This window comes from Flavobacterium limi (genome assembly GCF_010645075.1).
Lineage (GTDB): Bacteria > Bacteroidota > Bacteroidia > Flavobacteriales > Flavobacteriaceae > Flavobacterium > Flavobacterium limi.
Genome location: NZ_JAADZV010000001.1, coordinates 133,901 through 146,402 on the forward strand (window position 1 = coordinate 133,901; position 12,502 = coordinate 146,402).

Annotated in this window: 9 protein-coding genes; 6 read left to right on the forward strand and 3 right to left on the reverse strand. The window is 34.1% G+C overall.

Translation table 11 applies throughout. From position 1 onward, the window contains the following. The first annotated feature begins 56 nt into the window (after window positions 1-56). Window positions 57-1,937: a M1 family metallopeptidase gene (locus GXM16_RS00600; RefSeq protein WP_163391706.1), complete on the forward strand. Its 1,881-nt coding sequence runs from the start codon at window positions 57-59 to the stop codon at window positions 1,935-1,937. 79 nt (window positions 1,938-2,016) lie between these two features. On the opposite strand, the gene GXM16_RS00605 is transcribed toward GXM16_RS00600, so the two are convergent. Continuing rightward, complete coding sequence (locus tag GXM16_RS00605; protein ID WP_163391708.1) at window positions 2,017-2,955, reverse strand: L-threonine 3-dehydrogenase; 939 nt, start codon at window positions 2,953-2,955, stop codon at window positions 2,017-2,019. A gap of 292 nt (window positions 2,956-3,247) precedes the next feature. Between GXM16_RS00605 and GXM16_RS00610 the strand changes: the two genes are divergently transcribed. The 5 genes from GXM16_RS00610 to GXM16_RS00630 all read left to right on the forward strand — a co-directional run bounded on the left by GXM16_RS00610 (window position 3,248) and on the right by GXM16_RS00630 (window position 10,068). Continuing rightward, window positions 3,248-3,856, forward strand: coding sequence for a hypothetical protein (locus GXM16_RS00610; RefSeq protein ID WP_163391710.1), 609 nt, complete (start codon window positions 3,248-3,250; stop codon window positions 3,854-3,856). Beyond that, window positions 3,849-7,211: a transcription-repair coupling factor gene (mfd, locus tag GXM16_RS00615; RefSeq protein WP_163391712.1), complete on the forward strand. Its 3,363-nt coding sequence runs from the start codon at window positions 3,849-3,851 to the stop codon at window positions 7,209-7,211. Before GXM16_RS00610 ends, mfd begins: the two co-directional genes overlap by 8 nt. Before the next feature lie 268 nt (window positions 7,212-7,479). Next, window positions 7,480-7,824, forward strand: coding sequence for a hypothetical protein (locus GXM16_RS00620; protein WP_163391714.1), 345 nt, complete (start codon window positions 7,480-7,482; stop codon window positions 7,822-7,824). A 563-nt stretch (window positions 7,825-8,387) separates the two neighbouring features. Further along, window positions 8,388-9,470, forward strand: coding sequence for a DNA polymerase IV (dinB, locus tag GXM16_RS00625; RefSeq protein WP_163391716.1), 1,083 nt, complete (start codon window positions 8,388-8,390; stop codon window positions 9,468-9,470). Between the two features lie 82 nt (window positions 9,471-9,552). After that, window positions 9,553-10,068 (forward strand): PAS domain-containing protein, encoded by a 516-nt coding sequence (locus GXM16_RS00630; RefSeq protein ID WP_163391718.1) that lies wholly within the window; start codon window positions 9,553-9,555, stop codon window positions 10,066-10,068. A gap of 47 nt (window positions 10,069-10,115) precedes the next feature. Here GXM16_RS00630 and GXM16_RS00635 read toward each other — a convergent pair whose 3' ends face one another. Further along, the gene (locus GXM16_RS00635) at window positions 10,116-10,889 is read right to left on the reverse strand and encodes a Bax inhibitor-1/YccA family protein (RefSeq protein ID WP_163391720.1); all 774 of its coding nucleotides are present in this window, start codon (window positions 10,887-10,889) and stop codon (window positions 10,116-10,118) included. A gap of 161 nt (window positions 10,890-11,050) precedes the next feature. Beyond that, window positions 11,051-12,442, reverse strand: coding sequence for an NADH-quinone oxidoreductase subunit N (locus GXM16_RS00640; RefSeq protein ID WP_163391722.1), 1,392 nt, complete (start codon window positions 12,440-12,442; stop codon window positions 11,051-11,053). Window positions 12,443-12,502: the final 60 nt, after the last annotated feature.

A 12,502-nucleotide genomic window follows, 5' to 3' on the forward strand; every position in this document is an offset into this window, starting at 1 on the left:
ATTACAAGTTTACAGGATCGCTTTTGTAAACTTGTAGTTTTTTAAATACCACCGTAATGAAAAAAATTATCCTTCTTTCTTTTTTAAGTTTTGGTCTGAATACCTCTTTTGCTCAAAGTACCTCTTACTGGCAACAACATGCCGATTATAAAATGGAAGTATCGATGGATGTAAAAAACTATCAGTATAATGGGAAACAGGAGTTGGTTTATTCCAATAATTCTTCCGATACTTTAAAAAAAGTCTATTACCATTTATTTTTTAATGCTTTTCAGCCCGGAAGCGAAATGGATGCACGTCTGCATTTTATAAAAGATCCGGATGCGAGAATGGTGGCCAAGGTTAAAGGTGCAGACGGAAAAGAAGTGAAACAAAGCCGTATCGAATCTCTGAAACCAAATGAAATTGGTTTTTTAAAAATTACTAATTTCAAACAGGATGGAATCACTGCCCAAACAAGGGTTTCTGGAACAATATTAGAAGTAACTTTGCCAAAGCCAGTTTTACCGAATTCTAAATCAACTTTTACATTAGATTTTGACGGGCAGGTTCCGGTTCAGGTACGCCGTGCAGGAAGGAATAATTCTGAAGGAGTTGAGCTTTCCATGTCGCAATGGTATCCAAAATTAGCCGAATTTGATTTTGAAGGCTGGCATGCAGATCCTTACATCGCAAGGGAATTTCACGGAGTTTGGGGGAATTTTGATGTAAAAATCACCATTGACAAAGACTACACCATTGGAGGCTCAGGATATTTACAGAATAAAAATACAATTGGTCACGGTTACGAAGATGAAGGTGTGAAAGTCGTTTATCCTAAAAAAACAAAAACACTAACCTGGCATTTCATCGCACCAAATGTGCACGATTTTACATGGGCTGCAGATAAAGAATATACGCATGATATTGTAAAAGGGCCTAACGATGTCGATTTGCATTTCTTTTACAAAAACAATCCAAAAACCACCGCAAACTGGAAACAATTAGAGCCTTTAATGGTCAAGGTGATGGATTACTACAATCACAAAGTAGGACCGTATCCGTACAAACAATATTCCTTTATTCAGGGTGGAGATGGCGGAATGGAATATGCCATGTGTACACTAATGTTAGGAAACGGGACCCTTGAAGGAATTTTAGGAACGGCAACTCACGAATTAGGACATTCCTGGTTTCAGCATATTTTGGCTTCAAACGAGTCAAAACATCCGTGGATGGATGAAGGTTTTACAACTTACATTGAAGATAGTGCTTTGAATGAATTGGCAGGGGATAAAAAAGTTTCAAATCCGTTTAAAGGAAATTATGCGGCTTATTATAGCTTGGTTAATTCGGGTAAAGAACAACCACAAACGACTCATGGTGACCGTTATGACGAAAACCGTCCATACAGTATTTCATCTTATATCAAAGGAAGTATTTTCCTTTCGCAGTTGGAATATGTTATCGGAAAAGAGAATGTAGACGCGACTTTAAAAAGATATTTTAATGATTTTAAATTCAAACATCCAACACCAAATGATATCAAAAGAACAGCAGAAAGAGTTTCAGGTGCTGAATTAGACTGGTACTTGACAGACTGGGCACAAACGACTAATACAATTGATTACGGAATTAAGGAAGTGGCCGATAAGGAAGGAAAAACAGCTGTTTCATTAGAAAGAATCGGAAGAATGCCAATGCCAATTGATTTAAAAGTGGATTATACAGATGGAACTTCGGAAACATTCTATATTCCGTTACGAATGATGAATTTCATCAAGCCAAATCCGAATCCAAACGAAAAAAGAACTGTTTTAGAAGATTGGGCGTGGGCACAATCAAACTACAATTTTACAATTGATAAAAACAAAACGGCAATCAAAAAAATCACTATCGATCCAAGCGGATTAATGGCTGATGTAAAAGCTGCAAATAATGTTTTTGAAGTAAAATAATCTTCACATTAGAAAATAAAAAGTCCCGTTAGTATTTCTAAACGGGACTTTTTATTTTGGGAATAATCAGAAAGGAGAACTAACTCAAATGTTCCAGCATATCCTTCGTCATCGATTCTAAATCAAATTTGTGGTTCCAGTCCCAATCCGTTCTTGCTGCACTATCATCTATACTTGCCGGCCAGCTGTCCGCAATTTTCTGGCGGAAATCAGGATTGTAAGTAATTTCAAATTCAGGAATATGTTTTTTGATTTCAGCAGCAATTTCAGTTGGGGTAAAACTCATTGCCGCTAAATTATAAGAAGAATGAATTTTAATTTCTTCAGCCGGGGCTTTCATGATGTTGATCGTAGCGTCAATTGCATCATCCATATACATCATTGGCATTTTGGTTTCTGAGGATAAAAAGCATTCGTATCTTTTATCGGCAATTGCTTTGTAGAAAATATCAACAGCATAATCTGTAGTTCCGCCGCCGGGAGGTGTTGACCAGCTGATTAAACCGGGATAACGGATACTGCGAACATCTACACCGTAAGTGTTATGATAGTATTCGCACCATCTTTCTCCCGCTTGTTTACTGATTCCGTAAACCGTTGAAGGTTCCATTATTGTATATTGCGGAGTATTTTCTTTGGGAGTTGTAGGTCCAAAAACAGCGATACTAGATGGCCAGAAAATCTTCTTGATTTTTTTTGATTTAGCCAGATTCAAAACATGAAATAGTGAATTCATGTTTAAGTCCCAGGCAAAGGCAGGATTTTTTTCAGCTGTAGCAGATAAAAGCGCCGCCATTAAATAAATATCTGTAATGTGATGGATTTCTACTAAATGCTCAATCTGGTTGAAATCCAGAGCATTAATTACTTCAAAAGGACCCGAATTAACCACATCTGTATTTAATTTTCGAATATCAGAAGCAATCACATTTTCTGTTCCGTACAGCTTACGTAATTTCACAGTGAGTTCTGTCCCAATTTGGCCACAAGCACCAATGATTAATATTTTTGGATTCATTTGAGTAAATTTATACAGCAAATATAATTTATTCGTAAATAAAGACCGTTTTTATAATGTTAAATTATGAATTATATAATAAATAATATTGTTTTTTGTTTAATTCGTTTTCACAAAGCTTTCTTAAATTGGAGCAAATTGGTTGTAAATCAAAATTCATAATTATAAATTTACTTGTAACTTTGTAGCTTAATGTTTTACCAGATAAATCGCTATTGACAAAAGTTTGCAGACAACAGGAATAAATAAAAGGCGATAACATATAGGACATTAAAAATAAAATTTTACATATATGAAATACAAAATAGCTCTTTTTATACTATTCATTTTTATACTGAACTCCTGTCAGGATCAAAATGAACAACGTATAGCTGAAAATAAAAAAGAAGCCAAAAAGAAGGAAATCATTTTTAATAATATAAATAAAGAATGGTCGTTTATTGATGAACCAATCAATGAAGTTTCAGAAAAAAACGTAACTGAATGGAAAGAATGGCGTGAATTTTTGAAAGAGCTGGGCGGAAAACCAAGAAAAACGATTGGTGCATTCCAAAAAAAATCTGCGGCTATTGCAAAAAAAGCCATGGCATTAAATAATAATATTCCGGCACAATTCAATCAGCCTCAAATCAGAAGCCGAATTTCTATTTTGATTACCAAAGTAAAAATGATGGATTTATTCATTCATTTGCATAAAATTCCGGATGATAAAGTCACTTTTTTAATTGGGGAAATCAACAAAGAACTGGTTTCACTACAAAGACAAATGGATAAAATTGTCGAAAAAAGCAAAATTCCACAAGAAGAAGGAGAGTCCGATTTTTTAAGAATGTTAGATACTGCACGAGCCATTCCGAATTCAATGCCGCCAGTAGATCAAAATTTGCCTAAAGTTGAGTAAAAACGCCTTATATACTACCTACGACAATCTGCCTAAAGCACAGCAGATTGCATCAAATTTACTGGAAGGAAACCAGATAAAAATGCATGTCAGCGGATTGTTGGGATCTGCAGTTTCATTTGTAATCCGTTCTGTTTTCAAAAAAACCGAACTGCCTTTTTTGATTGTTTTAGACAATAAAGAAGAAGCTGCTTATTACCTAAACGATCTGGAGCAAATGATTGGCGAAGAGGATGTATTGTTTTATCCCGCTTCATTCCGTCGACCATATCAGGTTGACGAAACTGATAATGCGAATGTTTTGCTTCGTGCTGAGGTTTTAAACCGAATCAATTCACGTAAAAAACCGGCTGTAATTGTTACGTATCCCGAGGCACTTTTTGAAAAAGTGGTTACCAGAAGGGAACTGGATAAAAACACTTTAAAAGTAGCTTTGAATGATAAAATTTCGATTGATTTTATCAACGAAGTTTTATTTGAATATGAATTCAAGAGAGTTGATTTTATTACAGAACCGGGAGAATTTTCAGTCCGTGGCGGAATTGTCGATGTATTTTCTTTTTCAAACGATCATCCATACCGAATTGAGTTTTTTGGCAACGAAGTAGACAGTATCAGAAGTTTTGATGTCGAAACGCAATTGTCGGTTGAAACTCATAAAAAAATCACGATTATCCCGAATGTCGAAAACAAACTTTTTCAGGAAAACCGCGAAAGCTTTTTAGATTACATTGCAGAAACAACCGTTCTTTTTATCCAAAACACAGACGGACTTTTCAGTCAGTTAGACAAACAGTTTGCAAGGGCAGAAGAAGCTTTTGAAAAGCTTTCGAAAGAAATTAAACATGCAACGCCTGAACAATTATTCTTAAATCAGGCTGCCTTTATAAAACGGGCTTTGGATTTTTCGATTGTTGAACTTTCAAAACCCATTTTTAAAAGTACTCAAAAATTCGAGTTCCATATTCAGCCTCAGCCATCTTTCAATAAACAATTTGATTTGCTGCTGAATAATCTGAGCGAAAATCATTTTAACGGCTATAAAAATTATTTATTCTGTTCGAATGAAACACAGGCAAAACGTTTTCATGATATTTTTGAAAGTTTGGATGAAGCCAATTCCGAGGATATCCGAAAGCAATATCACACTATAGTTTTACCATTATACCAAGGTTTTATTGACGAAGAAAATCAGATTACAGCTTACACAGATCATCAGATTTTTGAACGTTATCATAAATTCAATATCAAAAATGGTTATTCGAAAAAGCAGAATATTACTTTAAAAGAATTAACAGCGCTATCTGTGGGCGATTACGTAACACACATCGATCACGGAATCGGGAAATTTGGCGGTCTGCAAAAGATTCAGGTCGAAGGCAAAACACAGGAAGCCATAAAACTGGTGTATGCGGATAATGATATCGTTTATGTAAGCATTCATTCGCTTCATAAAATTTCCAAATACAACGGAAAAGACGGAACGCCTCCAAAAATATACAAATTAGGCTCAAACGCCTGGAAAGTTTTAAAACAGAAAACCAAAGCGCGTGTCAAACATATTGCATTCAATTTGATTCAGCTCTATGCAAAACGTCGTTTAGAAAAAGGTTTTCAGTTTGCGCCGGATAGTTATCTTCAAAACGAATTAGAAAGTTCATTTATTTACGAAGATACGCCAGACCAAATGAAATCGACGGCAGAAGTAAAAGCGGATATGGAAAGCGATCGTCCAATGGATCGCTTGGTTTGTGGGGACGTAGGTTTCGGTAAAACAGAGGTTGCGATTCGTGCCGCTTTTAAAGCCGTGGATAACAGCAAACAGGTTGCCGTTTTGGTTCCGACGACTATTTTGGCGTATCAGCATTACAGAACTTTTTCAGAACGTTTAAAAGATATGCCCGTCACAATTGGCTATTTAAACCGATTCAGAACCGCCAAACAAAAATCACAAACTCTAAAAGATTTAGCCGAGGGAAAATTGGATATTGTAATCGGGACACATCAACTGGTAAACAAAAATGTGGTTTTTAAAGACCTTGGTTTGTTGATTGTCGACGAAGAACAAAAGTTTGGAGTAAACGTAAAAGATAAACTGAAAACCATTGCGGCAAATGTCGATACACTGACATTAACCGCAACGCCAATTCCGAGAACTTTACAGTTTTCATTAATGGCGGCGCGCGATTTATCAGTTATTACAACGCCTCCGCCAAATCGTTATCCAATTGAAACGAATGTCGTTGGTTTTAATGAAGAAACAATTCGTGATGCGATTTCGTATGAAATTCAGCGAAACGGACAGGTTTTCTTTATCAATAACCGAATCGAAAATATAAAAGAAGTGGCCGGGATGATTCAGCGTCTGGTTCCAAATGCAAGAGTCGGAATCGGTCACGGACAAATGGAAGGCGCCAAACTCGAAGAATTGATGTTAGGTTTCATGAACGGTGATTTTGATGTTCTGGTCGCAACCACCATCATTGAAAGCGGATTGGACGTTCCAAATGCCAACACGATTTTCATCAACAACGCCAACAATTTTGGACTGTCAGATTTACATCAAATGCGTGGCCGTGTTGGGCGAAGCAATAAAAAAGCGTTCTGTTATTTCATCTGTCCACCGTATTCTTCCATGACCGAAGATGCCAGAAAACGTATTCAGGCTTTGGAACAATTCAGCGAATTGGGAAGCGGTTTCAATATTGCCATGAAAGATCTTGAAATTCGTGGTGCAGGAGATTTATTAGGGGGCGAACAAAGCGGTTTCATTAACGAAATAGGCTTTGATACGTACCAAAAAATCATGAACGAAGCCATCGAGGAATTGAAGGAAAACGAATTCAAAGATTTATATCCGGAACAGAATGATATCGATACCAAAGAATACGTAAAAGACATTCAGATCGATGCCGATTTCGAATTATTATTTCCGGATGAATATATCAATAATGTATCGGAACGTTTGGTTTTATACAATGAACTTGGGGCTGTAAAAGACGAAGCCGGACTAAAAGAATTCGAAAGAAAACTAATCGACCGTTTCGGACCATTGCCAAAACAAGCAATAGCATTATTAAACAGCATCCGTATAAAATGGATTGCCACAAAAGTCGGAATTGAAAAATTAGTTTTGAAACAAGGCAAAATGATTGGCTATTTCGTATCCGATCAACAGTCTGATTATTATCAATCGGCTAAGTTCAGAAACGTATTGAATTTTGTTCAAAAACAAAGCTCACTCTGCAAAATGAAAGAAAAACAAACTGTCAATGGATTACGCTTGCTACTGACTTTTGAAAATGTAAAATCAATAAAACGGGCTTTGGAATTGATGGAACTTTTTGAAGAATAGTTTTTTAATTTTTTAGAAGCAGATAATTTAGCTTCAGAAGACCATCAGTCCCGCTATCCCTTAAACACGAGCGATAGCGAACCGACGAAGTAATCTTTTATGCCGAACCCCGGCACAAAAAGATTTCCAGTCCTATCGGGGCTAAAATAGAAGTTTAGTAATTCTATTAGCAAATACTATTAATTATTTGAAACAATGTAATTATATCTTAGATATGTTAATGTTGATAATTTTTATTTCTTTTTTCTTTACAATTTTCATGAGCTTCATGCAAATCCATACAGTATTAAGAAATAATAAAACCTATAAAACCTTATTTATTTTCGCTGCCTTATTGCCTTTTGCTTTGTTGCTCGATGATTTAGATTTAAAAAAAGAGATAATAAACTCACTTGTTTCATTAGGACCAATTTCTTACCTCATTGCGTACAAAATATTTGATAAAAGAATTTTAGCAAAGTATAATAGACACCTCTATTTTTACACGAAATATTCTTCAGAAAAAGAATCTATAGAATCTACTTGGCAGGAATTTTTATACCAAATGTTTCTATTTTTTATCCCTTTTTTATTAATTGGGATTGGAGAATTAATATTTATACTGATTGAATAGATTTTGGGTTAATGTACTCATTTTATTAATCGATTTAAGTAGAAGAAATTTTGAAAACAAAAAAAATCACCCGGGGGAAGGTGATTTAATTGGTCAATTGGTTTTTTGGTTTAGATAGTTCATCATGAACCCAAAAATGCTCGCATCTATTCTATGCGATCTGATTGTTTTCTGATAATATTTATAGAGATGCCGGTTCCATATGATTTATCTCAAGAACTCATGCCTTTCTTTCCTGGTTTTTAAAAAATTTGATTGCGGTTGTAATTTTCAATTCACTTTACCGGAATGTACCTAATGTAATTCGTTTCGGTACGGCAAATATATAAAAATATTTTTCGCAATGATTGATATATAAAAAAACTTATTTTATTTTTTTTATCATTAAATTTTTTAATAATTAAAATATGAAGCTTATTTACTGAGATATTTTTAATACAGATAATTTGTTTTAACACTAGTAAACGTTTTTTTTAGAAATAAAATAAAATTTCAAATTTTCTTAAAAAAAATCGGTCATTTTTGATAACTCACTTTTATATGTTCTTCTTTAAATTTGTAGTATGTCTGAAACAACAATTTATCGAAAAATAATCCATATCGATATGGATGCTTTTTATGCTTCGGTAGAGCAAATGGATAATCCTGCTTTACGGGGAAAACCTATTGCTGTTGGAGGCTCAGAAAATAGAGGAGTGGTTTCTGCAGCAAGTTATGAAGCCAGAAAATTTGGTGTCAGAAGTGCTATAAGTGGTGTTTTGGCCAAAAAATACTGTCCTGAAATTATATTTGTACGGCCTCGTTTTGATCGTTACAAAGAAATTTCATCAAAGATTCATAAAATTTTTCATGAATATACTGATATGGTAGAGCCGCTTTCGCTTGATGAAGCCTATCTTGATGTAACTCAAAATAAAAAAGGAAATCCAAGTGCCTCTTTATTGGCTCAGGAAATCAGATTACGAATTTTAAACGAGGTCGGACTTACAGCATCTGCAGGAATTTCTGTAAATAAATTCGTAGCCAAAATTGCGAGTGATTACAATAAACCTAATGGACAAAAAACGGTGAATCCTGATGAGGTAATTCCTTTTTTAGAAGAATTACCGATCAGAAAATTTTATGGGGTTGGAAAAGTGACAACAGAAAAAATGTACCAATTGGGTATTTTTACAGGTTTGGATTTGAAAAGCAAATCACTTGAATTCTTGGAAAAACACTTTGGTAAATCAGGAAAGTTTTATTTTTACGTAGTAAGGGGGATACATAACAGCGAAGTAAAACCTTCACGGAATACTAAATCTGTTGCGTCAGAACATACTTTTGATGTTAATCTGACGTCAGAAATTTTTATGCTGGAACAGCTCGAAAAAATAGCTGCTTCGTTGGAAAAACGATTAAAGAGGTACAATGTTTCAGGAAAAACAGTAACACTTAAAATTAAATACAGCGATTTTACGCAACAAACCAGAAGCAAAACGCTGCCTTATTTTATTTCTGATAAAAGCTTAATTTTGGAAACGGTTGAAGAGCTATTGTATCAGGAACGAATGAAAGATTCGGTGAGATTATTGGGTATTTCTTTGAGTAACCTCAATACGGAACAAAAAAAAGCGGTAGTTGTACAGTTAAAATTTGCTTTTTAGAATGAATTTTAATGAGCGTTAAAAAATAGAAAAACGGAATGTTACAGGGATTTTTGGTTAACTTTAGATATAAATTGTTTTTATGAATTCTGTAAATAATTATGGAGAGCTTTTCAAAGAATCTGATGCAAATTTAAATTGCAATTCAGTTCCAATACTTTGTTGGGATTTTCATTATGAATTGATGAATGAGCTGAAAACATTTTCTTCTGACTTAAAAAAGATCAAACAGATTTCTAGACAATTCAAATGGCATGTGACGGATTTTGATATAAAGGAAAGAATGAAAGATGAGGTTGTTTTAATTACAGATCCAAAACTAAAAATAATTTTTGCTTCTGAAGGAATTGCTAAAATGACAGGTTATACAGAAAAAGAAATTCTGGGAAAATTTCCAAAAATGTTTCAGGGGCCTATGACTTCAGCTTTAGTTTTAAAAGAAATCAGAATTGCAATTGAAAAACAAATTCCTTTTGAAAAGACACTTTTAAATTATAAAAAATGCGGAGAAACTTATGATTGTAACATTAATGCTTTTCCTGTTTTTAATAATAAAGGTAACTTGTCACACTTTATAGCATTTGAAAAAGCAGCATAAAAAAAGCCTTTCTGAATCAAAAAGGCTTTTTTATTATTGGAAAGAAATTAATCTCTGCTTGCAAATTTTGATAATAATCTAAGGAATTCAATGTATAACCAAACTAATGTGATCATTAATCCCATAGCGCCGTACCACTCCATAAATTTTGGCATTCTCTGTTGAGCACCTTTTTCAATTTGGTCAAAATCTACAAATAAGTTTAGTGCAGCAACTATGATTACAAAAACGCTAATTCCGATACTCATAAGTGAATTTCCATGATGAACAGGCGTGAAGCTTGTGAACAGAGAAATGATCCACGAAATTAAATAATAAGTTGCAATTGCTAATGTCGCTGCTATAACAACAGATTTAAATTGTTCTGTAACTTTTACAATTTTAAATTTATATAGTCCCAGGCAAACTAAAAATGTAACTAAAGTAGCTCCAACAGCATTAATTACGATTCCGGGAAATTTAGCTTCGAAAATGGCAGAAATCCCTCCAATAAATAACCCTTCAAACAAAGCATAACCAGGAGCTAAATAAGGAGAAGCTTGTGGTTTGAATGCTGAAATTAATACTAAAATAAAGGCAACAATAGCACCGCCAATGGCTGGCAGCATTGCGTTCATTCCGTTAAATGCCATCCACCATGTCAGCATTGATCCGGCACATAATAGTAAAAACAAAATAGCTGTTTTATTGATAGTTCCGGATATTGTCATATCCTGGTTATAATCAATAATTTGTGCCTGTTGCAGGTTTCCAGCTTTTGAAACAGCATTTGATGAAAAACGCTTGTTGCTTAAAAATGGATTTTTCGAATTGAAGTTCATAGTTCTAATACATTTAATTGAATTCAAATATATGGAGTTTTTTTGATGTTCAATTGCTTCTGTAAATTTTTTAACATGATTTTTTCTTCAGAAGAGACATATGCAAAATAAAAAATCCACCCTTGTTTTGGATGGATTTTTAAATATTTGAATTGAAATTTTTAATTCAATAAATCTAAAACTAATGACGGGAATAAACCTAATGCAACATTCAAAGCAATAGAAATAATGGCTACAGCATAAATAAGAAATGGTTTTCCTGTGCGCTCCTGATTTGGTTCTTTTGAATACATAGCTAATATTAGTTTGAAGTAATAACCAACACTAATAATAGAATTAATAACAGCTACAATCACTAAGGCAATATGACCCGTCTGGATCGTTTGATTAAACAAAAATAATTTGGCAAAAAATCCTGAGAAAATCGGAATACCTGCCATTGATAGAAGCGAAGCAGTTAGTATTGCTGCCAATAACGGATTTGTTTTTCCTAAACCATGAAAGTTTGCGATATCCTCGTCATCCTGATTTTTGCAGACATATAAGATAACACTAAAAGCCGCGATTCCTGCCAAAGCATAAGCTGCAGTATAATAGAGTAAAACACCAGCTGAAGTGGCTACAGTTAAGAAAGTCATTAACATAAAACCTGCATGAGAAATTCCTGAGAAAGCCAGCATACGTTTTACATTTACCTGACGCAATGCCATAATATTACCAACGGTCATGGAGGCAATTGAAATAAATACAATGATATTTTCGAAAGTATGTAAATGGTCCTGATTTTCTAATGACGGAATGAAATTTAATCCCGAAATTAATTTAAAAAGAGTCGCAATTGCTACTACTTTTGCCAAAGTACTCATTAAAGCTGTCGTTAAGGCAGGAGATCCCTGATAAACATCCGGAGCCCAAAAGTGAAAAGGAACTGCAGCAATTTTAAATAACATTCCGATTGTTACTAAAACCATTCCGATTGGGAACCAGATTGGCAATTCGGCAGACAAGGAATATTCACTTATTTCAACTACATCGAAACTTCCCATAGCTCCGTAGATCAAACAAATTCCGAATAAAATAATTCCTGATGCGAATGAACCCATCAAAAAGTATTTCATTCCAGCTTCGTTGCTTTTCAAATTCAAACGCTCACTTGCTGCCAATACATATAACGCAATGGATAGAATTTCGATGCCTAAGAAAAACATAGCTAAATTTCCAAAAGAAACCATTGCAACACCACCTGCCAATAAAAATATTTTTATAGCAACAAAATCTGAAATTTTAGTGGGATGATTTTCATAGAAATTATGACTTAAAGCCACTAAGAAAATGGTCAGGATAATAAACAATGATGAAAAGGAAGTAGAGAACTTACTCACTGTAATCATATTGTTATAATAACTTTCTGTTGATCCAAATTCACAAAAGTTAAGTGCCAGTACACCCAATAAACCCAAGATGGTAAATGGAATAATGCCTTTTCTAAAATTCAGAATTTCAAACAATAGGCAAAAAATACCCAATCCTGTTATAGCTATTAATGTATTCATTTTTGTCTTTTTGAGTTAGGATTTCAGTTGAAAAGAATCCTAATTTATTTTTGTTTAAAA